The following is a 26689-nucleotide window of genomic DNA, read 5'->3' on the forward strand; positions in this document are numbered from 1 at the left end:
CAGTAAAAGCGTTTACATTTCCCTAGAAAGTGCTATAATTTAAATTGAGTATAACATTTTTTACAATGAGGTGATTTATATGAACAAAGGGAAGGTACTCTTAGCTACCAGCGCTCTGCTTTTATCAGCTGGTGTACTGGCAGCCTGCTCAGGAGGGAAATCTAGTAGCTCTGGTGGTCAGACCTATAGCTATGTCTATACCCAGGATCCGGATACACTGGATTACTCGATTTCCAATAAAAAATCGACTTCCGAGTTTACAGGAAATGCGATAGATGGCTTGTTGGAAGTGGACAAGTACGGGAACTTGATCCCATCGCTTGCTAAAGACTGGACTGTTTCCAAGGACGGCTTGACCTATACTTATAAACTCCGCAAAGGGGTCAAATGGATGACTTCTGAAGGGGAAGAATATGGAGAAGTCAAGGCCAAAGACTTTGTCACAGGTCTCAAACACGCGGCAGATAAGAAATCACAAGCGATTTACTTGGTCCAAAAATCTGTCAAAGGTTTGGATGATTATGTTTCAGGGAAAACATCCGATTTCTCAACTGTTGGAGTAAAGGCTATTGATGATTATACCGTTCAATATACCTTGAGCCAACCAGAAAGTTTCTGGAATTCTAAGACTACAATGGGGATCTTGATGCCGGTCAACGAAGAATTCCTGAAATCTAAAGGAGATGATTATGGCCAAGGAACTTCTCCGTCTAGTATCCTCTACTGCGGTCCTTATTTGATCAAATCTATCACTTCTAAATCTTCTGCGATATTGGAAAAGAACCCAACATACTGGGATGCGGATAATGTTAAGATCAGTAAAGTGAAGTTGACCTATTATGATGGACAAGACTCAGAATCCTTGATTCGTGGGTTTGATAACGGCGACTATACAGTTGCCCGTGTTTTCCCAAATGGTTCCAACTATAAGAGTGTAGAGAAGAAGCACAAAGACGATATCGTCTTTACTGACCAAGGTTCATCTACCTACAACCTTTCCTTCAACATTGACCGTCAGGCTTATGAAATCACTAAGAAGACCACTGATGCTCAAAAGACTTCAACTAAGAAAGCAATCTTAAATAAAGACTTCCGTCAAGCCATTATGTTTGCCTTCAACCGCAAGGCTTATGTAGCGCAAACTAACGGGGAAGCGGGTGCCAATAAGGTTATCCGTAATACCTTTACGCCACCAAACTTTGTCCAAATCGATGGCCAACAATTTGGTGATGCAGTAGAAAAAGACTTGGAAGCTTATGGGGATGAATGGAAAGGGGTCTCTGTCGCAGATGGAAAAGACACCCTCTACAATCCAACCAAGGCCAAAGAAGAGTTTGCCAAAGCCAAGGCAGATTTGCAGGCTCAAGGAGTTGAATTCCCAATTCATTTGGACCTTCCAACTTCTTCAACTTATACAGAAGGGATCAAACAAGCTCAATCCTTTAAACAGTCAGTTGAATCTACACTAGGAGCAGAAAATATTGTCATCGATTTGAATATGATTTCTGAAGATGATCTGCAACGGGTGACTTACTTTGCTGAAAGTGCTTCGCAACAAGACTGGGATTTGAACAATAACTTGGGTTGGGGACCAGACTATACGGACCCATCTTCTTACATCGACATCACTAGTGGTAAATCCGGCGAAAACGCCAATTCTTACTTTGGATTCGATGCTGGTACGGATAATGCAGCCGCAAAAGCAGCTGGCTTTGATGAGTACGATCAATTAATTGAAGACGCTCAAAAAGAAAACACCGATGTCAACAAGCGTTATGAAAAATATGCTGCCGCTCAAGCTTGGTTGACCGATAGTGCCCTCTTGATTCCGATTCATTCGGATGGAGCCTCTCCAGTCGTTCGTAAGACTGTACCATACTCTGCAGCCTTTGCATGGACAGGCCACAAGGGTCAATCCTTCAACTACAAGTATTTAGAAGTTCAAGATAAGGTCGTAGCGGCTAAAGACTACGACAAAGCGCGTGAACAATGGAAGAAAGAAAAAGAAAAATCCAATAAAAAAGCGCAAGAAGAACTTGAAAAGCATGTGAAATAGACTTTTCTTGAAGAAAACAGGAAAGACAGGTCCCGTATGGGACCTGTCTTTTTCTTTGTCTGAACCTTTAAAAATCGCCTAAAAATGGTATAATAGGAGCATCACGAAAATTGGAGAGACGCTATGAGTTTTTACAATCATAAAGAAATCGAGCCTAAGTGGCAAAAATACTGGGCTGACCATCACACCTTTAAGACAGGAACAGATGCTTCAAAACCTAAGTTTTATGCATTGGACATGTTCCCTTATCCATCTGGAGCGGGTCTTCACGTAGGACACCCAGAAGGCTACACAGCGACTGATATCCTTAGCCGTTTCAAACGTGCGCAAGGTTACAACGTCCTTCACCCAATGGGCTGGGATGCCTTTGGTTTGCCTGCAGAGCAATACGCTATGGATACAGGGAATGACCCAGCGGAATTCACAGCAGAAAACATTGCCAACTTCAAACGCCAAATAAATGCGCTTGGCTTCTCTTACGACTGGGACCGTGAAGTCAATACGACAGATCCAAACTACTACAAATGGACGCAATGGATCTTCACTAAACTTTACGAAAAAGGTTTGGCTTATGAAGCTGAAGTACCAGTAAACTGGGTTGAGGAACTAGGAACAGCTATCGCTAACGAAGAAGTTCTTCCAGATGGAACCTCTGAGCGTGGGGGCTATCCAGTTGTCCGCAAACCAATGCGTCAATGGATGCTTAAAATCACTGCCTATGCGGAACGTTTGCTCAACGACTTGGATGACCTTGACTGGCCAGAGTCTATCAAGGACATGCAACGCAACTGGATTGGTAAATCAACTGGTGCTAACGTTACTTTCAAAGTAAAAGGGACTGACAAGGAATTCACCGTCTTTACAACTCGTCCGGATACCCTCTTTGGTGCGACCTTCACTGTTTTGGCGCCTGAACATGAACTAGTAGATGCCATCACGACACCTGAACAAGCTGAGGCTGTAGCGGACTACAAACACCAAGCTAGCCTTAAATCAGACTTGGCTCGTACAGACCTTGCCAAGGAAAAAACAGGGGTTTGGACTGGAGCTTATGCGATCAATCCTGTCAATGGTAAAGAAATCCCAATCTGGATTGCGGACTATGTTCTTGCTAGCTACGGTACAGGTGCTGTTATGGCCGTACCTGCCCACGATGAGCGTGACTGGGAATTTGCTAAACAGTTTGGTCTTCCAATCGTAGAAGTCTTGGAAGGTGGAAACGTTGAAGAAGCTGCTTACACAGAAGATGGCCTTCACGTCAACTCTGACTTCTTGAACGGTCTCAACAAAGAAGAAGCGATTGCTAAAATCGTGTCTTGGCTAGAAGAAAAAGGCTTTGGTCAAGAAAAGGTTACCTACCGTCTTCGCGACTGGCTCTTTAGCCGTCAACGTTACTGGGGTGAACCAATCCCAATTATTCATTGGGAAGATGGGACTTCGACAGCTGTTCCAGAAAGTGAACTCCCACTTGTCTTGCCAGTAACCAAGGACATTCGCCCTTCAGGTACTGGTGAAAGCCCACTAGCCAACTTGACAGACTGGCTGGAAGTGACTCGTGAGGATGGTGTCAAAGGTCGTCGTGAAACCAATACCATGCCACAGTGGGCCGGTTCAAGCTGGTACTACCTCCGCTATATCGATCCACACAACACTGAGAAATTGGCTGACGAGGACCTCCTCAAACAATGGTTGCCAGTCGATATCTACGTGGGTGGTGCAGAACACGCCGTGCTTCACTTGCTTTACGCTCGTTTCTGGCATAAATTCCTCTATGACCTTGATGTTGTACCGACTAAAGAGCCATTCCAAAAACTCTTTAACCAAGGAATGATCTTGGGAACTAGCTACCGTGACCACCGTGGTGCTCTTGTGGCAACTGACAAGGTTGAAAAACGTGACGGTTCCTTCTTCCATGTGGAAACAGGGGAAGAGTTGGAGCAAGCGCCAGCTAAGATGTCGAAATCCCTCAAGAACGTTGTCAACCCAGACGATGTGGTGGAACAATACGGTGCGGATACCCTTCGTGTCTATGAAATGTTCATGGGACCACTTGACGCTTCTATCGCTTGGTCTGAAGAAGGCTTGGAAGGAAGCCGTAAGTTCCTCGACCGTGTTTACCGTTTGATTACAAGTAAAGAAATCGTTGCGGAAAACAATGGCGCTCTGGACAAGGTTTACAACGAAACCGTTAAATCTGTCACTGAGCAAATCGAGTCGATGAAATTCAACACAGCCATTGCTCAACTCATGGTTTTTGTCAATGCGGCCAACAAGGAAGACAAACTCTATGTGGATTACGCCAAAGGCTTTATCCAATTGATCGCCCCATTTGCACCTCACTTGGCAGAAGAACTCTGGCAAACAGTCGCAGCAACAGGTGAGTCTATCTCTTATGTGGCTTGGCCAACATGGGACGAAAGCAAATTGGTTGAAGACGAAATCGAAATCGTTGTCCAAATCAAAGGTAAAGTTCGTGCCAAACTCATGGTTGCAAAGGACCTTTCACGCGAAGAATTGCAAGAAGTCGCTCTAGCTGACGAAAAAGTCAAAGCAGAGATCGACGGTAAAGAAGTCGTAAAAGTGATTAGTGTACCGAATAAATTGGTTAATATTGTTGTAAAATAAAAAATGAATCCTTCAGAGTTCAGCTCTGGAGGTTTTTTTGTATTGCTATATGCTATAATAGTCCCAACTAAGATAAAAACACAGTTCTGGTTGGTAGTCCAGACGTAGGCAAGCCTATCAGTAACCTTCCTCCTTGGTTGTCCATTCTTAGGGATAGATTTAAGGAGGTGCTGTCGTGGAAACAATTTCAATTGGATTGACAGTTTATTTTGAAGATGGATTTTGGCATGGTTTGTTCGAACAAGTGTATCGAGAAACTTATCAAGTTTGTCGTGTGACATTTGGTCAGGAGCCAAAAGATGATGAAATTCTAGAGATGTTACAGACTCAGTTTACTCATTTATCTTTTAGTCCAGAAGCTACAGTTAAGCAACCTGTAAAAATCAAGAATCCTAAACGATTACAGCGATCTGTGAAGAAACAAGTAAAGAAGAAAATTTCTTCCAAGTCGAAAGAACTATTGCAGTTGCAGTATGAGGAAAGGAAAAAGATTTCAAAACATCAATCTAGTGTCCAAAAGCAATTGCTCAAACAAGAGAAATTCGAACGCAAACAGCAAAAACGAAGAGACAAGCATAAAGGACATTAACCCTTATCTCTTTCATAAAAAAGCTTCGGTAGGAAGAAACTACCGAGGCTTTTTTAATAATTTCATTCTGCATTACAGTGAACAGATGTAAAACTCAGTGTCGTTCTAAAAGGAGTTTAAATGTTGCTCTTCTTCCAAGAAAAATTGTGAAAAAAGAGAAAAAGTCTGGCAATTTTGAGGTCGTCAAGAATTCTTTAAACATCATCTTAGAAAAAAATATTATTTCTATATCGAAATAGTTGACAGATGTAATTGAAGGTGTTACAATTCGGGATATAAAGTTCGATATCGAACTAAAATCCAAAGAAAGATATGGTGTTTTATAATGGATTATTTGAAAGTACTAGTCGAAGAGATTCATTCGGTTGTAGTGGCAACGGTTGATGAAAAAGGGCATCCACATACAGCTGTTATGGACATGATGTGGGAGGATGGCAAAACAGTTTATTTTTTGACTGCAGATTTTAAACCCCTCTACAAACGGCTTAAGGAAGATGGACGTGTTGCATTAACAGGGATGACACAAGGAGCCAGAACCATGGATCGTAAATCCATTTCCTTAACAGGTCAGGTAGAATGGATTGGAAAAGAGTATCTAGAAAAGTTGCTAGAAGCTAATCCATACATGTATGAGATTTATCCGACAGAGGAGGGGCGTAGTCACCTACAAGTCTTTCGTTTTAAAAAAGCACTAGGGGACTTTTATGATTTGACGCAATTGCCTCCCTACCAAGCAAGATTTGAAATTGAGGGATGATAAGATGACAAAGATTCAAGAAGCAAAGAAAATCATTGAAGAAGCAGATAAAATTGTGATTGGAGCGGGAGCTGGCTTATCTGCAGCGGCTGGCTTAACCTATTCAGGCTCACGTTTTGAGGTTTTCTTTAAAGATTATATTGCTCGTTACGGCATGCAGGATATGTATTCTGCCGGATTTTATCCTTTTGAGACTCCTGAGGAGCGTTGGGGGTATTGGGCCAAGCATATCTATCATAATCGTTACCAGCCAGAGGGACTTTCGCTTTATAGAGATCTTTTCGACTTGGTTAAGGACAAGGATTATTTTGTGATTACGACCAATGTAGATGGGCAGTTTATGAAGACAGGATTTGCTCCGGAGCGTTTCTTTGAAGTGCAGGGCAATTACGGAGAATGGCAGTGCTCCGTTCCTTGTCGTCAGAAAGTCTTTGATAATGAAGGAGCTGTCAGGGAGATGATAAAAGAAATCAAGGACTTGAAAATTCCAACTGACTTGATACCGTATTGTCCTCATTGTGGGACTCCAATGACCATGCATTTACGTGTAGACCAGGCTTTTGTCCAAGATGAGACTTGGGAGGCTTCTTATGAAGCTTATCTAGGATTTATAGAAGGGATGGAAGATCAAAAGGTTGTCTTCTTAGAATTGGGTGTCGGATACAATACGCCGACCATCATTCGCTATCCTTTTGAGAAAATGACAGCAGTATTTCCAAAGGCCCATTTGATTCGCCTCAATCGTGATGATCTTGAAGGTTTTGCTGCTACAAAGGAAAAGACAATTTCTATAAATGATGATATGAGGGAGGTACTCCAACAATGGCTAGCAGACTAGAATATTTGATTGATGTTTTAAAAAGCGAGCAGGGATTGACAGAACTAGAGATTCCTGAAAAGGTAGAGGAGCAAGAAGTGTTATATCGGGCTCTTCAAAATGTCCGCTATCCAGCACCAGTAACAGCCGACTTTCTCTACCAACAAGACCGTTATTTACAAGAAAAACTAGTAGAAAAAGGAGTTGTGGACTTGAACGACTTAACTCCCATTCAGCCCAATCTCTACCTGTGGCAAGGAGATATCACTCGTTTGGCGGTTGATGCCATTGTCAATGCGGCCAACAGTAAGCTTTTAGGTTGTTTTGTACCTAATCATTCGTGTATTGACAATGCCATTCACACAGCTGCAGGGGTTGAATTGCGTCTAGCCTGTCATGAGCTCATGCAGGAGCAAGGAAGGGATGAAACTACAGGTCAGGCAAAAATCACCAAGGCCTACAACCTACCTTCTCGCTATGTCCTTCATACAGTGGGACCCATTGTCTATGAAGAAGTGACGGAGTTGGAAAAACGTCAGTTAGCGTCATCTTATGAAGCGTGTTTGACCTTGGCTTATGAAAAAGGTCTGAGAAGCTTAGCCTTCTGTTGTATCTCAACAGGAGAATTTCATTTTCCAAATGAAGAGGGAGCCAAGATTGCGATAGAGACGGTTTTACAGTTTCAGAAAAAACACCCTGATATGATAGTTGTATTCAATGTTTTTAAAGATCTGGATCACGCGATTTACGCAGACTTATTAAAAAAATAATATTTCGATAACGAAATAGTTAACAGATGTAATGAAAAGAATTACAATGAGTTCAGAAAGTTCGATATAGAACAAAAAGGAGATGAAATGAACAAAATGATAGGGGGCTACCAAGCTTTACAGATACGCTTATTGAACGGGCGACTTTTTCAAAAACTCTTGAGCAAGGAACCAGATGCTCAATACAGAAGTGAACAAGGGAAAATTTTAACGATTTTGTGGAAGCAAGAGTTGGGGTGCGCTACTGCAACAGATATCGCTCTTGCGACGGGTCTAGCCAATAATACATTGACCAGTATGGTTAAGAAATTGGAAGAACAAGGCTTGGTCACGATTCAACCTTGCACGCAGGATAAAAGGAAAAAATATATCTCTTTGACAGACCTCGGTTGGGCGCAAAAAGAAATTGGAGACCGCGTTAGTAAAGAGTTGGGTGAGATTTTCTACCAAGGATTTTCGGATCAAGAAATTCAAGAATTTGAAGCCTATCAAGAGCGGATTATCACAAATCTAAAAGCTAAAGAAAATGACATCTAGGGAAAGGAGGCAACAGTTATGATTGGAATGACAGGTGTAACAGGGAAATTAGGTTCCTATGTGGCTGATCTTGTCGATAAAAAAGGAATTGCTTCTATCCATCTGGCAAGAAGTCCAGAGCGTGTAAAAGTCTACGCATCAGCGGAAATCCGTAAGATGGTGTATGCCAATACTCCAGAGGTGGTTGAGGCCTTAAAGGGTATCGATGTCTTATTGATGGTCTCTGCTCGGGAAAATCCAGAGCGTGTTGAGGAACACAAGAGTTTTTTAGATGCCGCAAAGCTTGCTGGGGTGCAGCATATCGTCTATACCTCCTTTTACGGAGCAGATGAAAAAGCAACCTTTACCTTGTCTCGAGATCATGTCCAGACGGAAGCCTATATCAAGAAGTTAGGATTCACCTATACATTTTTGAGAGATAATTTTTACTTGGACTTCTTTATTGATATTGCTCTTGAAAATGGAGAAATTCGTGGTCCGGCTGGCAGGGGCTGTGTGTCAGCTGTTGCCCGTAAGGACACTTCTAGGGTCGCAGCAGAGATTCTCTTAAACCCTAAGGAATGGGAAAATCAAACCTTGAATCTAACAGGACCAGAGGATCTTTCCATGGAAGAAATCGTAGCGCTTCTCTCAAAAGAGACCGGTAATGCCATCACATATGTAGACGAATCGGTAGAAGAGGCCTATGAGTCACGGAAAAAATGGCCAGCACAAAACTGGGAGTACGACGCTTGGGTCAGTACCTATACAGCTATCAAAGTTGGGGAACAAGCTGGGTTTTCAACAGATGTCGAAAAAGTCCTAGGGCATCCAGCAAGTAGTCTATTGGATATTCTTAGAGACAGAAAACTTATTGAGGAAAAATATGATTGAATACAAACATGTAGCCTTGCGCTACACGGATAAAAACATTTTAAAAGATGTCAACCTCCGCATTGAAAATGGAGAATTTATGGTGCTAGTGGGTCCTTCAGGATCTGGAAAGACCACCATGCTCAAGATGGTCAATCGTCTCTTGGAGCCGACTGATGGCAATATCTATATGGATGGGAAACGCATCAAAGACTATGACGAACGGGAGTTACGTCTCAGTACCGGCTATGTCCTTCAAGCTATTGCCCTATTTCCTAACTTGACCGTTGCGGAAAATATTGCTCTCATTCCTGAGATGAAAGGGTGGAGCAAGGAGCGAATTGCTTCTAAAACAGAAGAACTCTTGGATAAGGTGGGGCTCCCTGCTTCAGAGTATGCAAAGCGCATGCCTAGCGAGTTATCGGGTGGGGAACAACAGCGGATTGGCATTGTGCGAGCTATCATTGGGGAACCAAAGATTCTATTGATGGACGAGCCTTTTTCAGCCTTGGATGCCATCTCTCGCAAGCAGTTGCAGGCTCTTACCAAAGATTTACATAAAGAATTCGGTATGACCACTATTTTTGTTACACACGATACTGACGAAGCCTTGAAATTAGGGGATCGCATTGCGGTGCTACAGGAAGGAGAGATTGTGCAGGTGGCGGATTCTGAGACCATTCTAGCCCAGCCAACCAACGACTTTGTCGCAGATTTGTTTGGAGGTGCTCACCATGTCTAAACTACTTACAACCTTTCAAGAACGTTTTGGGGACTGGCTTACAGCCCTTGGACAACACTTACAATTGTCTCTGTTGACCTTATTGGTTGCTATTTTTCTGACGATTCCGCTGGCGGTTTATCTAAATAGCCACAAAAAAGTGGCGAACTGGGTGCTACAAGTGGCGGGTATCTTCCAGACCATTCCCTCAATGGCTTTGTTGGGTCTCTTTATTCCTTTCATGGGGATTGGAATCTTACCGGCCCTTACAGCTCTAGTCATTTATGCTATTTTCCCGATTTTGGAAAATACAATCACAGCCTTGAACGGCATTGATCCTAGTCTTGAGGAGGCTGGGGTTGCTTTTGGAATGACCAAGTGGGAGCGGCTCAAGAAATTTGAAATTCCACTGGCCATGCCTGTCATTGTATCGGGGGTTCGTACAGCAACCGTTATGATCATTGGGACAGCGACTTTAGCCGCTCTTGTTGGAGCTGGAGGATTGGGTTCCTTTATCCTTTTGGGGATTGATCGTCGGAATGCTAGTCTCATTTTAATCGGCGCAATCTCATCAGCCATTCTGGCCATTCTATTTAATCTTATTCTCAAATGGTTGGAAAAGGCAAAGTTGCGTACGATTGTTGCAGCCTTTGCGGTGATGCTCCTTGGTTTGGGAGCGAGTTATGCTCCAAGCATGATGCCTCAGAAAGAAAAAGAAAATCTAGTCATCGCTGGGAAATTGGGGCCTGAACCTGAAATTCTCATGAATATGTACAAACTTCTCATTGAGGAAAATAGTGACATGACGGTGATGGTTAAGCCTAACTTTGGGAAGACAGATTTCCTTTATCAAGCGCTTAAAAAGGGCGATATCGATATCTATCCAGAATTTACAGGGACCATTACAAGCTCTCTCTTGCAACCAGCTCCTAAAGTGAGCAATGATTCTGAAGAAGTTTTCAAAGCTGCGCGTGATGGGATAAAGAAACAAGATAATCTAGCTTTGCTCAAACCCATGGCTTATCAAAACACCTATGCGATTGCTGTTCCGAAAAGTATTGCGAAAGAGTATAATCTGAAGACAATTTCTGATCTCAAGAAGGTTCAAGACAAGCTCAAAGCTGGTTTCACCTTGGAATTTAATGACCGTGAGGACGGGAACAAAGGGCTTCAATCAGTTTATGGACTAAATCTTAATGTAGCTACCATGGAGCCGGCACTTCGCTATGAGGCAATCCAACAAGACAATATCCAAATAACAGATGCCTATTCAACAGACCCAGAAATTGCTCAATATGATCTAGTTGTTCTAGAGGATAACCAACACCTCTTCCCACCTTACCAAGGAGCACCCCTCATGAAAGAAGCTCTTCTTAAGAAACATCCAGAATTGGAAGGTATTCTTAATAAGTTATCTGGTAAAATCACAGAGAGCCAAATGAGTCAAATGAACTACCAAGTCGGAGTAGAAGGTGAGCCTGCTGCTAAAGTAGCGCGTGACTTTTTGGTAAAAGAAGGGTTGATGAAAAATTAACAAACCATTCTCAAGTCTTTGCACTTGAGAATTTTTTAATAGAAAGCAATTTTATATCCTTTCAGCAAGCTTTTGGGGTAGAAGGGGAGACCTTCTCTTCAAAAAAACTCCATTGAGTCTGGCTTAAAATTGTGTTACAATAAGCCTTGAAAATGAATGAAAGTATATGGAAAAAGCATGAAAAAACGACCAGTAATTGGAATTACAGGAAATGAAAGACCCTTCCCGGATGATCCAGACGCGAATATGAGCTATGCGGCGACTGGTTTTGTCGAAGCGGTCAAAGAGGCAGGAGGGATTCCCTTGATCTTGCCAATTGGAGATGCAGCCTTGGCTAAAGACTATATATCGATGATTGATAAGCTCATCATCACCGGTGGACAAAATGTCTTGCCCAAGTTTTACGGAGAAGAAATCACCATCGACAGTGATGACTACCTCTTGAAACGTGATCTCTTTGAGTTGGCCTTGATTGAAGAAGCGCGTGCGGCTAAAAAAGCGATCTTTACCGTTTGTCGTGGGACCCAGCTCTATAATGTCGCTCTAGGGGGAACGCTGTATCAAGACATTGAACACCATTGGCAAGACAATCCAGGTCAGTACACCAGCCAAGAGTTGGTGACCAAGGATCAGACAATCCTGCAAGAGATCTATGGTAAGACCAGTCGCATCAATTCTTTCCATCATCAAAGTATTAAAAACTTGGCAGATGGCCTAGAAGTGATCGCGCGGGATCCTAAAGATGACGTCATAGAAGCCGTTCAATCCATAGATGAGAGTCGTTTCCTCGGCGTTCAGTGGCATCCGGAACTGCGTTTTGACAAGAGCCCAGCAGATCGTAAGCTCTTTGAATATGTCGTGAATGACTTATAATGAGGACCAGCTTCCTTAGGAATTTTTCCTAAGGGGCTTTTTCTTTAATCTGCGTAAGAAAGACTGTAAATTGTGCCTAGGTTTTGGAGGAGGATTCGCTACAATAGAGCTAGTAGAATGAGGAGGATTAGGACATGTATCAATTTCCAAAGGATTTTTTATGGGGGAGTTCGACCTCGGGCCCTCAAACAGAAGGGCGTTTCGCCCAAGATGGAAAGGGAGACAATCTCTGGGATTACTGGTATAGGATCGAGCCCAACCGCTTTTATCAAGGGCAAGGACCAGAGAAAACATCGACTTTTTATGAACACTGGGAAGAAGATCTGGACCTCTTGTTAGAAACTGGGCACACCGCCTTTCGAACCTCTATTCAGTGGTCCCGTATTTTCCCAGAAGGACGAGGGGAGATCAATCAAGCAGGCGTTGATTTCTACCGTCGTGTCTTTGAAAAGATAAAGGAAAAAGGGATTCACCTCTTGGTCAACCTCTATCATTTTGATTTACCGATGGCTCTTCAAGAGCAAGGGGATGGTTGGGAAAATAAAGAAACCGCCTATGCTTACCAAGAATATACGCGTTTTTGTTTCAAGACCTATGGAGATCTGGTCGATCAGTGGATCACCTTTAATGAACCCATTGTCCCTGTGGAGTTTGGTTATTTTTATGATGCCCATTTTCCTCATAAGGTAGATGCAGCAGCAGCAGTAAAAGTAGCCTACCACACCCAGTTAGCAAGCTCTCTAGCAGTGAAGGCCTGTCACGAGGTGGATCCTAATTTCCGTATCGGAATTGTGCTCAATTTGACACCAGCCTATCCTCGGAGCCAGCATCCAGAAGATGTGAAAGCCGCGCGCATTGCCGAGCTCTTTCAAGCCAAATCCTTCTTAGATCCATCTGTTCTTGGTCATTATCCTGAAGAATTAGTGGAGATCCTACGAGAGCGTGATCTCTTACCGGATTATGATCCCTTTGAATTGCGCTTGATCGAGGAAAATACGGTGGATTACCTAGGAGTTAACTATTACCAACCACTCCGTGTGGCGGCTCCTCGTTATGCTCCAAATCCAGCATCTCCCCTACTCTTTGAACAATTTTATGAACCCTATGTTATGCCAGGCCGCAAGATCAATCCCCACCGTGGTTGGGAAATCTATGAGCAAGGTTTGTATGACATTGCCCAAAATATCAAGGAAAACTATGGCAATATCGAGTGGATCCTGACAGAAAATGGAATGGGGGTTGAAGGAGAGGAAAAATTCCGCAAGGACGGAGTGATCCAAGACGACTACCGGATTGACTTTGTCAAAGACCATCTTCGTGAGCTCCACCGGGCTATTCAAGATGGTGCCAACTGTAAAGGCTATTTGATCTGGACCTTTATTGACTGCTGGTCATGGCTCAATGGCTACAAGAACCGCTATGGTTTAGTTGAGTTGGACCTCGAAAGTCAAAAACGAACCCTCAAAAAATCCGGTCATTGGTTTAAAGAACTAAGCCAAGCCAATGGATTTGAGAAGTAGACAAACTGCTCTTTTATAAGAATCAATCAACTTCTATAAAAATAAAAAATTTTATTCGTTAGAGTTATTCAACAGTGAGAAAAATGCCTAAACTATTCAGTTTCAGGCACTTTTTTCACGGCAGAAAGTTTTTAAGATGATTTTTACTTCAATCTTAACTCTGACTTAACTAGACCAATTTTCTTGAATTTCCTAGTTGACAAACTGGAAGAAGCATTGTATACTGACTCCGCTGGTTGCTTTTTAGGTAAATTAGACTAGACCAATTTTAAAGTAACTGAGAAATCGACCATGGGTCGTTTGACTAAGTAAAGGGGAAAGTATAGCAAGGCTATATCGTAAAGACTATGTGCGGAATCGTTGGTGTTGTAGGAAATACAAATGCTACTGATATTTTGATTCAAGGACTTGAAAAACTCGAATACCGAGGCTATGACTCTGCGGGTGTTTTTCTGGCTAGTGAAGGCAAGAGCCAATTGGTAAAGGCAGTTGGCCGCATTGCAGAATTGTCGTCTAAGGCAGAAGGTGTCGAAGGAACAGCTGGGATCGGACATACCCGCTGGGCCACTCACGGAAAACCAACTGAGGACAATGCTCACCCACACCGCTCTGAAACAGGTCGCTTTGTATTAGTCCACAATGGGGTTATTGAAAACTACCTTGAAATCAAGGAAGAATACCTAGCAGGTCACCATTTCAAGGGGCAAACAGATACAGAAATCGCCGCTCACTTGATCGGAAAATTTGCTGAAGAAGATGGCTTATCTACGCTTGAAGCCTTCAAAAAAGCCCTCCACATCATCCGTGGGGCCTATGCTTTTGCTTTGATGGATGCGGAAGATCCAAGCACCATCTATGTGGCAAAAAATAAATCACCACTCTTGATCGGTCTTGGCGATGGCTACAATATGGTCTGCTCTGATGCCATGGCCATGATTCGCGAAACCAACCAATACATGGAAATCCATGACCAAGAGTTGGTCATTGTCAAGGCTGACAGCGTTGAAGTGCAAGACTATGATGGAAACGTCAAAGAACGGGATAGCTACACGGCTGAACTCGACCTTTCTGATATTGGAAAAGGGACTTACCCATACTACATGCTTAAAGAAATCGATGAGCAACCAACTGTCATGCGTAAGTTGATCCAAGCCTATACAGATGAATCTGGTCAAGTAGTGGTAGACCCAGCTATTATCAAGGCTGTTCAAGAAGCAGACCGGATCTATATCCTTGCGGCTGGTACCTCTTACCATGCTGGATTTGCTTCTAAAAAAATGTTGGAAGAGTTGACGGATACCCCAGTAGAACTCGGTATTTCATCTGAGTGGGGGTATGGTATGCCGCTTCTCAGCAAGAAACCACTCTTCATCTTTATCAGCCAATCTGGTGAAACAGCCGATAGCCGCCAAGTATTGGTCAAAGCCAATGAAATGGGCATTCCAAGCTTGACAGTGACCAATGTTCCAGGTTCAACTCTTTCACGTGAAGCAGACATGACCATGTTGCTCCATGCTGGTCCTGAAATTGCGGTAGCTTCTACTAAGGCTTATACGGCTCAAATCGCAGCCCTTGCCTTTCTGGCGAAAGCTGTTGGGGAAGCCAATGGCAATGAGAAGGCCAAAGCCTTTGATTTGGTGCACGAATTGTCTATCGTTGCCCAATCGATCGAATCAACCCTTTCAGAAAAAGAAGTGATCGACGAAAAAGTTCGTGGCTTGTTGGAAACAACCCGCAATGCTTTCTATATCGGACGTGGCCAAGATTATTATGTTGCCATGGAAGCCAGTTTGAAACTAAAAGAAATTTCTTACATCCAATGTGAAGGCTTCGCTGCGGGTGAGTTGAAACACGGTACTATCGCTCTGATCGAAGAGGGTACACCGGTCATCGCTCTCTTGTCTGATCCAGTCCTAGCCAGCCACACACGTGGAAACATCCAAGAAGTGGCAGCACGCGGGGCTCATGTTTTAACCATTGCAGAAGAAAATGTCGCTAAAGAGACAGATGATTTGGTCTTGACAGCGGTTCACCCTTACCTCTCTCCAATCTCAATGGTGGTACCAACCCAATTGATTGCCTACTTTGCAACCCTTCATCGTGGGCTCGATGTTGATAAACCACGGAACCTTGCTAAGTCTGTAACCGTTGAATAAAATTATCTATATAGAAAAAAACATCCTCGTTAGGTTTTTCCTAGCGAGGATGTTTGCTTTATTTATCAAAACCTTGCAAGGCTTTAAGACGTTCCTCTGTTTGTCCCTTGGCATCTAGTTTTTTACCTTGGTAAACAGCAGATTCCCATGATCCATACATTGGATTTGGGAAGATGATGAATTTTTCACCAAATTCTTTTTGCAATTCGTCCAATTTCTTGTCGCGATCAGCTTCAGAGGTCTTAGAGAAGTCTGCAAAGTCGACCAGGTTGTCCCCGAAGAGCAAGACAAGATTGGTCTTTTCTTGTACAGCTTGGCGACGGCCTTCTTTTGATTTGACGCCATCTTCTAAGAACATGAGGTGGTCACGCCCTTGAACAGGAATGCCTTCTTTTTCAAGGTTCTTAATGGTATCATCTACTTGAGAGGTTGTACGGTCAGAAATGTAGTAGATTTGAACCCCGTTTTGATCCGCATATTGAAGGAAATCTTTGGCACCTGGCACCGCTTTTGCGGCTGCTTTTTTCACCCAAACATCCCAATCTTTAGGATTGAAGGCCGTACCATCTTTGACGTTTTGAACTTGGTAAGGGCTGTTGTCTAAAACAGTTTCGTCCAAATCCAAGACGATGGAATAAGGCTTATCAGAAGGAGTTTGGAGGATCTCTTTCAAACGGTCAGTAGCGACATTGTAGCCTTGTAAATACAAAGCCTTGGTTTCTGCTGCCTTTTGGTACCAGAGAACAGACATGGTATTTTCTTGTGAGCGCTGTTGATCATAGGTCATCGTCACCTGATTTTTAGTGCTGCTTGCTTTTGTCTCTTGCGTTTTAGTGGTGTTGCTACCACAACTCGTCAGTAAAATGACAGAAGCAAGAGCAGAAACGATGGTAAAGGTGGTTTTTGTTGTTTTCATAAACCGTACACTCCTTAAAATTTTTCTATAAAAATTATACTCTTTTCAATCTTGCATGACAAGAAAGAGGAGAAGGGGATCCAGGGAATGGTAAAATGAATAGGAAGAAAGAAATGTTGATATGAAGGGCTTTTTCACCTCAATAGATGCCATTTTTAAGCTTAAAAGAAGGGATATAGTTTTCTGTTATAACCGGATCAAGAAAAGATCAAAGCGGTCCTTTTCTTCTAAAATGAAAAAATAGAGAAAGATACCCGCAAGTCCCTATTTTCAAGGACTTGCGCTTTTTTGATACCTTTTTTAATAAAGAAATTTTAAGGCCTTGATAGGGAAAATATATTATTCAGCTACTTTTCGAGGTGATATCATGGTTACAAATTCCAGAGGGAAAGCAGTTAGCCTTTCTATTGGAGAAATATTGAGGAGGATTCACAGTATGAGTAAAAAAGAATTGGTTCTTCGTGCCATTCGAGGCGAAACAGTAGAGCGAATCCCTGTAGGATTTTGGCTCCATTATGTGACCCAAGAAGAAAAAGAATTGGGTCTAGACAATCCGGCTGTAGTAGAAAAAAGTATTCAGGGACACCAACACTATGTAGAAGAAATTTCACCTGATTTTGTCAAGATCATGAGCGATGGCTTCTTCCGCTATCCGAGTGCTCTTTATTCGAAAGAGATCCAATCAATCCAAGAATTAAAGGATATTCAACCGATTGGAGAGCATCATCCTTGGATTGAAAAACAAATTGAAGTGGTCAAGGAGATTCGTTCTCATTTCCATGAAGAGATTGCTTCTTTCTACAATATCTTCTCGCCCATTTCTTATTTGAAACGCTGGTTCCGTACGGACCAATCCCGTGGAGACCAAGTGATTGCAGACTTTATCAAGGAAGATCCAGAAACTTTGGCCCATGTTCTTGATGTGATTGCAGGGGATATCGCCACTTTAAGTCGCCGCTTGATCCAAGAAGCAGGTATTGAAGGGATTTACTTCTCAACCCAGCAGGTCCAAGATGAGCGTGTGACAGATGAAGAATACCGCAAGTTCATTGAGCCTAGCAGCATCGCTGTCCTAGAAGCAGCCAATGAAGCTGGAGGCATCAATATCCTTCATATTTGTGGTTTTGAAGGGGCCAGCAATGAAGTGGAACTCTTCAAGGATTATCCGGCTCAAGTCATTAACTGGGCGACCCATCATGAAGGCCTTAGCCTAGCCGCAGGTCGTAAACTTTTCGGTGATCGTGCCGTCTTGGGTGGCTTTGTCAATGGCAAGAAAGGTTTGCTCTACCAAGGGGAACGAGAAGCTATTGAGCAAGAAACGCGTCGCTTGGTGGCTGAAGCCGGAAGTCGTGGTTTGATCCTTGGAGCAGACTGTACCGTGCCAGATGATTTCCAATTGGAACGCTTAGATTGGGTACGTCAAGCAGCTGTATTGTAAGAAGAAAGGAGAGGGAGATGAAAAAGATCAATGTATGGTGTATCCTGGTAACCGTTTTGTTTTTGCTTCTAGGGCTGAGTAAAGCCACTCTAGCAAGCAGTCAGGGGAAAGCAAAAAAAGATCCAGATATGGCAAGACTGGAGAGAATTCCAGCCCATAGTCTCTCCCTCCTTCGCCCATCTGATCTAGCAGGAATTCTTCTTCTCGAAGATCAGTGATAAAAAAAGATGAAGAACTTGATAAAAAATATATATTAGTCAAAGCATCATTGAAGTGATAAGATAACAAACAAGAAATGAATAGAACGAGGTAAGAACATGTCCGCAAAAAGAGAATTAGTGTTAAAAGCTTTTAAAGGAGAAGCGGTTGACCGTGTGCCAGTTGGATTTTGGCATCATTTTACAACAGAAGAAGAATGGTTGAAAGGATTTTCTAATCCGGAAATTATTGAAAAAAACCTCAATGGCCATAAAAACTTCCTTCACAAGGTCAAACCAGACTTTGTCAAACTCATGAGTGATGGTTACTTTGCTTATCCAAATCCAGCCATTCACAAAGGCCTTGAAAATATCTCTGACTTAGCAGGGATTGAACCACTCGGAGCAGATCATCCATGGATCACAGAGCAAGTAGAGCTCGTTAAAAAAATCCGTACCGGTTTTGAAGAAGACATTGTGGCTATCTACAATATCTTTGCTCCGGTGACCTACTTCAAATGGTTGGTTGGAGAAGTTTCAGGAGGAGATGACTTGATCGCAAACTTCATCGATCAAGATGCAGCAACTCTTAAAAAAGTATTGGATACAATTGGCCAAGATATTGCAAGTTTGAGCCAACGAATCATCAAAGAAGCAGGAGCAGACGGGATCTACCTCAGTGTTCAAAGTATCCAAGATGCGCGGGTTACACAAGAAGTTTATAAAAACATTATTGCACCGAGTGAACTCCATGTCTTAGAGGCAGCCAATGAAGCCGGTGGCGTAAATATTCTTCATATCTGTGGTTATGAAGGAGCTCGCAATGATATCCATCTCTTCACAGACTACCCAGCCCAAGTCATTAACTGGGCAGTCGGACCAGAAGGAATCAGCCTAGCAGAAGGACGCGAAATCTTCGGTGGACGCACGGTTCTTGGTGGTTTTGAAAATGGCAAAAATGGTCTTCTCTACACAGGAGACAAGGCTGCGATCCAAGCAGAAACCAAACGCATCATCGCAGAAACAGGAACGACAGGATTGGTCATTGGTGCCGATTGTACCATTCCAAGTGACATTGATGAAGAACGAATCGAATGGGTTCGTGAAGCTGCAGCAGAATAAGGAAAATAGAAAGAGGGAGAACAGAGTATGAGTAAAAAAACATGGATTATCGGTGGGGTGGCAGTTCTTGCCATTGCAGGTGCAACTATTCTTGGACGGAGCTTGAACCATGCAAACGACAGCAAAGGCTCAACAGGATCGAACAAGGTAACAACCTTGAAAGTAGCCCACACTCAAAACTATGTACCGTATGATTTCGTTGATGAAAAAGGAGAATCAGATGGCTATGAAGTAGCTGTGCTCAAAGCCATTGATGAAAAACTACCAGACTACAAGTTTGAGTACACTGGAACAAGTGATGACGATCTCTTGATCGGTCTAGAATCTGGTAAATACGATATCGGAACCAAAGGAGCTTGGTATACCGAAGAACGTGCCAAGAAATTTATCATTCCAAAAGAACCAATCGGAGCAAGTATCATCGGATTTACCGTTCGGAAAGAAGATGCGAATAAATACAAGAATATCGATGACTTCGCTAAAGAAAAAGGAAAATTGGTTCCAATTTCACCACAAAATGCGCAGTGGAATGTTATTAAAGAATACAATGAAAAGCATAAGGACCAACAAATCGAATTAACAGCTGCCGAATCTTTCAAAGTCGCAGATGCCTATGCTTGGGTTCTTGAAGGACGTTACGATGCCTTCTTTGACATCAAACTTTCCTTTGAAAAAGCTGTCACAGATAAAGATGGTTCTTACCACCAATATGCGGACAAACTGAGCTGGTTTGCCTACAAAGGAATTCCAACTTACCCATTGATCCATAAGGATAAGAAAAACGAAAAATTTGCGGAAGCATACAGCAAGGCCATCAAAGAATTAGAAAAAGATGGCACACTTGCTAAATTGTCGAAAAAATATTTCGGTGAAGATGTCTTCAGTTATGTAGATAAAGAGAAATAAGATGAAACTGGGTGCGTATAGCCCCAGCTTCCTTATTTCTATACGGATACAGAAAGGAAAAGAAACATGGTCTCATACGACATTTCCAAGGTCTGGTCATTTCTTCCAACCTTGGTCCAAGCTCTACCAGCGACCCTAGCTTTGATGTTTTTAACGACGGTTCTCGGTTCTGCATTTGGCTTGGTTTTGACCTGGGCACAAGTATCAGAAGATAAGGTAGGAGCAGGTCTGGCAAAAGGTTATGTCTTTACTTTGCGTTGTACCCCTCCGATTGTCTTGCTCTTTTTGGTCTTTTATGGACTCCCCCAATTTTTGAACTGGTGGTTGGGCATTGACATTGACCACTGGTCCAAGTTTGTCTTTGTCCTTGTTGCCATGTTTCTTCTCTTTGCCGCTATGATCTCTGAGGTCTTCAAGGCAGCCTATTTGGCCATTCCAAAAGGTCAGATGGAAGCGGGCTTGAGTATCGGCTTGACGCCAGCTCAAACCATTTGGCGGATTGTCCTTCCCCAAGCCTTTCGCGTGGCTCTTCCAAATATGACGACTGCCATCTTGAACCTCATGCGCGATGCCGCTTTGGCTTATACCATTGGCTTTATCGATATCATGGGAGCAGGCAACAACTTGATCAGCCGCAATCTTGGGAATTATTCCCTCGAAACGTATACAGCTGTAGCAGTAATCTACTGGGGAATTGCCCTTGTGATCTCCTTCTCCGCTCAACTCCTTGAGAAACGACTCAGTGTAACAGAAAGGTAGCTTATGGATTTCAATTTTATTAGTAAAGCATTTCTAGCCACCTTGGGTGGTGTTCCAGTGACCCTTCTGATCATGGTCGTATCGATTCTCTTGAGTTTTTTTCCGGCCCTCTTTTTAGCACTCGGTCAGATTTATAAGGTCAAAGGTGTTCGCAGTTTCTCAGTGATTTACTTAGCATTTATCCGCGCGACGCCTCCGATTCTCTTGATTCTCTTCTTTTATAGTCTCTTTCCCAGCCTCTTAAATAGCTTTTTTAAGAGTATTGGCAGTCACTTTAATGTCTTTGAGATCAATCCCATTTACTATGCCTTTATCATCTTTAGCTTGATGACAACAGGGAGTCTGGCTGAAATTCTCCGGTCAGCCATTCTGACGGTGGATAAGGGCCAGCTAGAAGCAGCGCAAGCCATTGGTTTGACCAATCGCCAAGCCTATATCCGCATTGTTTTTCCACAAGCCTTGCGTTCAGCCCTTCCCAATTTGTGTAACTTGGTTATCAACTTGGTCAAAGGAACCTCCCTTGTCTTTGTCATGACCATCAAGGATATTACCGCCATTGCCAAGGTCGAAGCCTCTTATGGCTATCAATATTTTGAATCCTATCTAGTGATTTTTATTCTTTATATTGTCATTTGTGGGGTGATTCAGTGGGGATTCAATCGCTTAGAAAAACGCCTGACACTCGCATAGAAGAAGGAGAAATAAGAAGATGTTAGAAGTAGAACACGTATCGAAAAAATTTAAGGACCACCAAGTCCTGGTAGATGTTAATCTCAAGGTCAACCAAGGGGATGTCGTCGTTATTTTGGGTCCATCTGGATCAGGAAAAACAACCTTCCTTCGCTGCCTCAACCACTTGGAAAAGGCAGATACAGGCCACTTAACCCTAGGTGGAAAAGAGTACGACCTCTCAAAACTCAGCAAAAAAGAGATTCTAGAAATCCGCCAAAAGACAGCCTTTGTCTTCCAGCATTACAATCTCTTCGCTAACAAAACAGCGCTTGAAAATATCTTAGAAGGCCTGGTTGTAGCCCGTAAGATTCCAAAAGAAGAGGCTATCCAACGGGCAGAATCAGCCCTTGAAAAAGTTGGTCTCCTCGCTTACAAGGATTACTATCCTTCTCAATTGTCAGGGGGCCAGCAGCAACGGATCGGAATCGCGCGTGCCATCGCAGTGAAACCAGATGTGATCTTGCTGGACGAGCCGACTTCAGCGCTAGACCCAGAGTTGGTCGGGGATGTCTTAGATGTTATGAAGCAATTGGCCCAAGAAGGAGTAACCATGGTTGTCGTAACCCATGAGATGGGCTTTGCGCGTGATGTGGCCAACCACGTCATCTTTATGGATGGCGGACACATCATTGAAGAAAATGAACCGCATGAATTCTTCAACAGTCCAAAAGAAGAACGAACCAAACAATTCCTTTCACGGATTTTATCCGATGCTACCTACAGTGTCGAATATATGATTTAACAGGAGACACACCCAGTAAGGGTGTGTTTTTTAGGATCTGGAAAAAATTTTTAAAAATTGGCTCATTTTTTAAAAAACATTACGAATAATATAAGTGAGAGGGAACATATGACTGATAAAAAACAACGATTAATGCTACTATTTTTACTGACTTTGTTTTTAGGAGGTTGCAGTCTTTTTACGGATAAAGCTGCTGAGAGAAGGGAAATGATTCAGATCGCAGAAAGCACGAAAATGGAGCGAGCGATAAAACACTTGTTAATCAGTATCGATCCTAAAGCTTTCACTTCAGAAGGGGTCATTCACTCCTATACCCTGATAAAAGGTGAATTGGAATACAATCCAATGGGAGGGATGAATATCACTCTCGTTATCAATGGCGATAAAAAGTTAACGATCGATACGACTGTTCAAATGGAAGATTCAGGACAGTTCGAAGCAGGTAGTTACGGTATTTCAGCAAAATTAAGTGATCTGTTAAGTGAAGCAGAAGAGGATGGGAAATAAACTCATTTAGTGGAGTCGTTCATGGAAGCATCAAAGGAAAATAGGAAAACTAAAATAAGATGGACGTTATGGTTATTGCTAACCACTTTGTTTCTAGGAGGATGCAGTTTTATTACCGGACGATCTACAAAGAAACGAGAAATGATTCAAATCGCAGAGAGTAAGAAGATGAAAGTAGCGATTGAAAACATGTTAACAAAATTAGATTCGAAGGCCCTAACGCCAGAGGGAAAAATAAAATCATATAAAATTTCTAAAGATGATTTAGATTATAATCCGATGGGAGGGCTATTAGTAAAAATAGTTATAAATAATGATGAAAAGTTAGTTTTAAGCACAACTATACAAGAGGACGCTACAACAGGGAAATATGAAGAGACCTATTTTGGGGAAACAGAGGAGTTAAGTGATTTATTAACTAGCAATCATTCAGGTAAATACCCCTAATATAAGTAAATAGAAACATTTCTGAATCAAAACCAATATATTACATTAATAGCTAGTGCTTGTAACGATTTGGCAACATTTTTTAACAAAAGTAACATTTTAGGTATGAATAGAATTTTGTATAATAAATTCTAAGAAACCTGAAGAAAGAATGGGAAGAAGATGAAAAAAAGTAAATTTATTGTGTTGATAATGGTAGTATTTAGCCTGAGCTTAGGAGGATGTAGCTTTTTTAATGGACAATCTGCCAAGAAACAAGAAATGATTCAAATCGCAGAGAGTAAGAAGATGAAGGTAGCAATTGAAAAATATCTAAAAAACCTGGACCCGGAAGCACTGACTCCAAATGGGAAAATAAAGACTTATAGGATTTTAAAAGATAAATTGAAATATAATCCAATGGAAGGGATTAATATTGAGGTTGTTATTAATAATGATGATAAGTTGATTGTTGATATGGTAGTAATAGAAAAGGAATCAGGATTATATCATGTTGCGGCATCCAGTACACCTACAGAGTTGGACGAACTTTTAGAAGGGAAATATTATGGACAATAATTCAATAGATTCAGATTATCTACATAAGGAGGTGGCTTTATTAGAATATGTTCCATCAGAAATTGGGAAAAAGCAAACTATTGAAAATGGAAAATATTATATAGGCCATACCGCTCACATTTATGATAATGTAAATGACAATGAGGAGCAGGTCTTCGTTCTTACTAATAATGGCCAAGGCGCGCAACAAAAAGCAGTCCCCTATTCTGCCTCAGATGAAGCGCGAGCCCAGATCCATGACGTGACAGTTTTGATGAAGGGATCTGAAACTGAAACAAGTACACAAAAATTACTCCATGATACGTTTACGGATTGGGTAAAGACAGATTTGCCAGCAGCTTCCAATATTTTGAACCCTGGTGGTGCGAGCGAGTATGCAACCGAATATGCGAAGAATTATGTGCGTGATAAGGCTAAAGATAGTTTTAACAATGCTGTAGAAGCTTTCGAAGATGCAATTATTCCTACATCTGTTAATCTTCCACCGGAGGCCACTCCCGTTGGTAGGTTCATACAAAAAGCGATGGACAATCCTGTCAGCAATTTCGTACAGGAAAAAGCATCAGATATGGTCGGTTTTTTTGCAGAAAGAACAGCCGAAGAACAGGTTAAATTTCCTGCTTTAATGGGAGCTGCTTTTTTAAAAAAATACAATGATGAAAACGGGACTTTCCCGCCTCCGCAATTTAAAGATGCTGCAGCTCATTTGAAAGAGGTGATCCGAAAATACCCTAATGCCAAGATCGATCTATACGGTCACTCTCTGGGGTCTATGAATATTCAGTATGCTCTTGCCTGCTTGACGGAAGAGGAAGCTTCTCATATTGGGACCGTCCATTTATATAATGGCCCTAATGCCTATCCCATCTTAACACTCGAGCAAAAAGCGCGTATAGATTCGCTGAAGTACAAAATCTACAACCACATCGACCATAAAGATTTGGTTAGCCTGGGCTATCAGGATTCTGGAAGCAAGGAATCCAGTGGGATTGTCAAGCACCTCAAAACTAATGATTTAAAAAATACTGGCCTGCAACATATGATGCATGGTTATATCTATGATAAGGATGGGAATTTGGTTCTTGAAAAGGGAACGGAAGCCATCACTCGCAAGGAAATCATTGAAGAGCGGATGAAGGTTTACTATCGCTTAAAGGATAAATTGCAAAAAACAGGTGGTGGACTGAGCTCAAGTGAACGGATCTATCTGGATGCTTTGCAGGCGCGCTTGGCTTCTGATGAGCTGATTCGAGTAGTGGATGAAGGGCTGGAGCAAGCTCAGAAATCTAAGGTACAACTGGATACGGATTTAGAAGCTTTGGAGAAAGTATTACAGACCGTTCCGAAAGGCTTCATTCTCAATCTTGCCGAAGTAGAGGAGGCTTATGCACAGGCTGGTGCAACAAGGCAAACAGTTGTCACTGAAGTAAGAGAAAGGTTTGACAATCGTTTGGCTGCATATCAGTCCTTATCAAATAAATTTCATACTTTAAACGAGCAAGTGAATGCAGGAATTGAGCTCTTAAAAGCAAAAGATCAAGAAATAGCAGGAGAAATGAACCAGTGGGAACAACTAGCTTATTAATTTCATCTACTCTTTCGAAAAAGGAAAAGAAACTAGATCACTTGGAAAGAGAGTTTCAAAAAGCGCGCTTGGAGCTAGATGAAAAGCGTTGCCTAGTGGAAAGAAAACAGCAGCTCTTCACCCAGATGCTGGAAGAAGAATATGCGATGGCAGCTTCCTTTTTACAAAAGCAGGCGGTTGATGTCAGTTGTGGATGGGAGTCCCTCCATCGCTGTATCGAAGAGTATGATCTCGAAGCTAGAGAAGCTGCACAAGTAGCCTTAAAACAGATCGAAATCGAGGAAGAGAATTTATGGCAATTCTACCGGAAAGATAGACGTCAACTGGAAGAGGAGTTTGCACAAGATAAAGTTTCATAGTATAGAAGAGGAGGAAGTATGGGTGATAATCCAGTTAAAGATTTTTTTGATTTAGATATGAAAGATAAGATGAGGATCATCGAAAGTCGAAAGAAACTTGAAAAAGATTTAATCCGGGTTGTCTATGCGCCCGTTTTATTGACCTGCAAAGCAGGAGTTGAGAAGCGTTACAATGATGGATTGACTGCGATTACAACAGTAGCCGAAGCAGAAGTCCAGGTAGTTGGAAAACAACTGGATCAGTCCATGGTGGGTCAATTTGCTAAAAATGTACAGACGGCTATTCAAGAAAAAGCTGGCAAATTTAAATCTATCTAGCCAAGTACTTCTATTTAAATGTGGAATCTGGAGTGACATCCAGATTTTTTTAATAAATTTAAAAATTATGTAAAAAAGTGTTGACAAAGAAATCAGTCTGCGTTATAATAATTTATGTAAACAAAAAGAGGTTGGGAAAACCTACTGGTTTACAAGATCAATAGTGGAAAGGAGATGGTGGTATGCTATTTCCAGAATTAAGACAACTAATTGATAAAAGGAAAAATAGAAACCGTTAGCCTGTAGGGCTATTATTAAATAAATGAATTAAAATTATGTAAACAATCAAATAGCAG

27 protein-coding genes are annotated in these 26689 nt (G+C 42.1%); 26 read left to right on the forward strand and 1 reads right to left on the reverse strand.

What is annotated here, in order from left to right; all coding sequences use genetic code 11:
* Positions 1–79: 79 nt before the first annotated feature.
* The 13 genes from HMPREF0833_RS08625 to glmS all read left to right on the forward strand — a co-directional run bounded on the left by HMPREF0833_RS08625 (position 80) and on the right by glmS (position 15807).
* Positions 80–2056 carry a peptide ABC transporter substrate-binding protein gene (locus HMPREF0833_RS08625; RefSeq protein ID WP_013904539.1) on the forward strand — a complete coding sequence of 659 codons (1977 nt, stop codon included), beginning with the start codon at positions 80–82 and terminating at the stop codon, positions 2054–2056.
* Positions 2057–2179: 123 nt separating this feature from the next.
* On the forward strand, positions 2180–4681 hold the full coding sequence (gene leuS / locus HMPREF0833_RS08630; RefSeq protein WP_013904540.1) for a leucine--tRNA ligase: 2502 nt from the start codon (positions 2180–2182) through the stop codon (positions 4679–4681).
* Positions 4682–4856: 175 nt separating this feature from the next.
* On the forward strand, positions 4857–5270 hold the full coding sequence (locus tag HMPREF0833_RS08635) for a YjdF family protein (protein ID WP_003018360.1): 414 nt from the start codon (positions 4857–4859) through the stop codon (positions 5268–5270).
* Positions 5271–5595: 325 nt separating this feature from the next.
* A complete protein-coding gene (locus HMPREF0833_RS08640) occupies positions 5596–6027 on the forward strand; it encodes a pyridoxamine 5'-phosphate oxidase family protein (RefSeq protein ID WP_003018364.1) in 432 nt (143 codons plus the stop codon).
* Between the two features lie 4 nt (positions 6028–6031).
* Positions 6032–6865: an SIR2 family NAD-dependent protein deacylase gene (locus HMPREF0833_RS08645; protein ID WP_013904541.1), complete on the forward strand. Its 834-nt coding sequence runs from the start codon at positions 6032–6034 to the stop codon at positions 6863–6865.
* A complete protein-coding gene (locus HMPREF0833_RS08650; RefSeq protein WP_013904542.1) occupies positions 6850–7614 on the forward strand; it encodes a protein-ADP-ribose hydrolase in 765 nt (254 codons plus the stop codon). Before HMPREF0833_RS08645 ends, HMPREF0833_RS08650 begins: the two co-directional genes overlap by 16 nt.
* 87 nt (positions 7615–7701) lie before the next feature.
* On the forward strand, positions 7702–8151 hold the full coding sequence (locus HMPREF0833_RS08655) for a MarR family winged helix-turn-helix transcriptional regulator (protein ID WP_013904543.1): 450 nt from the start codon (positions 7702–7704) through the stop codon (positions 8149–8151).
* Positions 8152–8169: 18 nt separating this feature from the next.
* A complete protein-coding gene (locus tag HMPREF0833_RS08660; RefSeq protein WP_013904544.1) occupies positions 8170–9024 on the forward strand; it encodes an SDR family oxidoreductase in 855 nt (284 codons plus the stop codon).
* The gene (locus HMPREF0833_RS08665; protein WP_003018342.1) at positions 9017–9745 is read left to right on the forward strand and encodes an ABC transporter ATP-binding protein; all 729 of its coding nucleotides are present in this window, start codon (positions 9017–9019) and stop codon (positions 9743–9745) included. The genes HMPREF0833_RS08660 and HMPREF0833_RS08665 overlap by 8 nt, the downstream gene beginning before the upstream one ends.
* Entirely contained in the window at positions 9738–11258 is a 1521-nt protein-coding gene (locus tag HMPREF0833_RS08670; protein WP_013904545.1) for an ABC transporter permease/substrate-binding protein, read from the forward strand. Before HMPREF0833_RS08665 ends, HMPREF0833_RS08670 begins: the two co-directional genes overlap by 8 nt.
* A gap of 177 nt (positions 11259–11435) precedes the next feature.
* A complete protein-coding gene (locus tag HMPREF0833_RS08675) occupies positions 11436–12131 on the forward strand; it encodes a gamma-glutamyl-gamma-aminobutyrate hydrolase family protein (RefSeq protein WP_255309064.1) in 696 nt (231 codons plus the stop codon).
* 134 nt (positions 12132–12265) lie between these two features.
* A complete protein-coding gene (locus HMPREF0833_RS08680) occupies positions 12266–13651 on the forward strand; it encodes a glycoside hydrolase family 1 protein (RefSeq protein ID WP_013904547.1) in 1386 nt (461 codons plus the stop codon).
* Between the two features lie 347 nt (positions 13652–13998).
* Positions 13999–15807 (forward strand): glutamine--fructose-6-phosphate transaminase (isomerizing), encoded by a 1809-nt coding sequence (gene glmS, locus HMPREF0833_RS08685; protein WP_013904548.1) that lies wholly within the window; start codon positions 13999–14001, stop codon positions 15805–15807.
* 58 nt (positions 15808–15865) lie between these two features.
* Here the strand turns inward: glmS and HMPREF0833_RS08690 are convergent, their stop codons facing one another.
* Positions 15866–16723 (reverse strand): 5'-nucleotidase, lipoprotein e(P4) family, encoded by an 858-nt coding sequence (locus HMPREF0833_RS08690; RefSeq protein WP_003004374.1) that lies wholly within the window; start codon positions 16721–16723, stop codon positions 15866–15868.
* A gap of 436 nt (positions 16724–17159) precedes the next feature.
* Here HMPREF0833_RS08690 and HMPREF0833_RS08695 point away from each other — a divergent pair, with 436 nt between their 5' ends.
* The 13 genes from HMPREF0833_RS08695 to HMPREF0833_RS08755 all read left to right on the forward strand — a co-directional run bounded on the left by HMPREF0833_RS08695 (position 17160) and on the right by HMPREF0833_RS08755 (position 26393).
* On the forward strand, positions 17160–18161 hold the full coding sequence (locus tag HMPREF0833_RS08695) for a uroporphyrinogen decarboxylase family protein (RefSeq protein WP_041818425.1): 1002 nt from the start codon (positions 17160–17162) through the stop codon (positions 18159–18161).
* A 17-nt stretch (positions 18162–18178) separates the two neighbouring features.
* On the forward strand, positions 18179–18379 hold the full coding sequence (locus tag HMPREF0833_RS08700; RefSeq protein WP_003016096.1) for a hypothetical protein: 201 nt from the start codon (positions 18179–18181) through the stop codon (positions 18377–18379).
* 99 nt (positions 18380–18478) lie between these two features.
* The gene (locus HMPREF0833_RS08705) at positions 18479–19480 is read left to right on the forward strand and encodes a uroporphyrinogen decarboxylase family protein (protein ID WP_013904550.1); all 1002 of its coding nucleotides are present in this window, start codon (positions 18479–18481) and stop codon (positions 19478–19480) included.
* 27 nt (positions 19481–19507) lie between these two features.
* The gene (locus HMPREF0833_RS08710; RefSeq protein WP_003004175.1) at positions 19508–20386 is read left to right on the forward strand and encodes a transporter substrate-binding domain-containing protein; all 879 of its coding nucleotides are present in this window, start codon (positions 19508–19510) and stop codon (positions 20384–20386) included.
* A gap of 66 nt (positions 20387–20452) precedes the next feature.
* On the forward strand, positions 20453–21145 hold the full coding sequence (locus HMPREF0833_RS08715; protein ID WP_013904551.1) for an amino acid ABC transporter permease: 693 nt from the start codon (positions 20453–20455) through the stop codon (positions 21143–21145).
* A 3-nt stretch (positions 21146–21148) separates the two neighbouring features.
* Positions 21149–21835 carry an amino acid ABC transporter permease gene (locus HMPREF0833_RS08720; RefSeq protein ID WP_013904552.1) on the forward strand — a complete coding sequence of 229 codons (687 nt, stop codon included), beginning with the start codon at positions 21149–21151 and terminating at the stop codon, positions 21833–21835.
* 19 nt (positions 21836–21854) lie between these two features.
* On the forward strand, positions 21855–22619 hold the full coding sequence (locus HMPREF0833_RS08725) for an amino acid ABC transporter ATP-binding protein (protein WP_003016067.1): 765 nt from the start codon (positions 21855–21857) through the stop codon (positions 22617–22619).
* 108 nt (positions 22620–22727) lie between these two features.
* Positions 22728–23126: a DUF1310 family protein gene (locus HMPREF0833_RS08730; protein ID WP_013904553.1), complete on the forward strand. Its 399-nt coding sequence runs from the start codon at positions 22728–22730 to the stop codon at positions 23124–23126.
* A gap of 21 nt (positions 23127–23147) precedes the next feature.
* A complete protein-coding gene (locus HMPREF0833_RS08735; RefSeq protein WP_013904554.1) occupies positions 23148–23573 on the forward strand; it encodes a DUF1310 family protein in 426 nt (141 codons plus the stop codon).
* A gap of 162 nt (positions 23574–23735) precedes the next feature.
* Positions 23736–24131: a DUF1310 family protein gene (locus HMPREF0833_RS08740; protein ID WP_013904555.1), complete on the forward strand. Its 396-nt coding sequence runs from the start codon at positions 23736–23738 to the stop codon at positions 24129–24131.
* Positions 24121–25716 carry an alpha/beta hydrolase family protein gene (locus HMPREF0833_RS08745; RefSeq protein WP_013904556.1) on the forward strand — a complete coding sequence of 532 codons (1596 nt, stop codon included), beginning with the start codon at positions 24121–24123 and terminating at the stop codon, positions 25714–25716. Before HMPREF0833_RS08740 ends, HMPREF0833_RS08745 begins: the two co-directional genes overlap by 11 nt.
* Positions 25695–26075 carry a hypothetical protein gene (locus HMPREF0833_RS08750; RefSeq protein WP_013904557.1) on the forward strand — a complete coding sequence of 127 codons (381 nt, stop codon included), beginning with the start codon at positions 25695–25697 and terminating at the stop codon, positions 26073–26075. The genes HMPREF0833_RS08745 and HMPREF0833_RS08750 overlap by 22 nt, the downstream gene beginning before the upstream one ends.
* A gap of 18 nt (positions 26076–26093) precedes the next feature.
* Complete coding sequence (locus HMPREF0833_RS08755) at positions 26094–26393, forward strand: hypothetical protein (protein WP_013904558.1); 300 nt, start codon at positions 26094–26096, stop codon at positions 26391–26393.
* Positions 26394–26689 lie beyond the last annotated feature (296 nt).

It is taken from the genome of Streptococcus parasanguinis ATCC 15912, assembly GCF_000164675.2.
GTDB classification, from domain to species: domain Bacteria; phylum Bacillota; class Bacilli; order Lactobacillales; family Streptococcaceae; genus Streptococcus; species Streptococcus parasanguinis.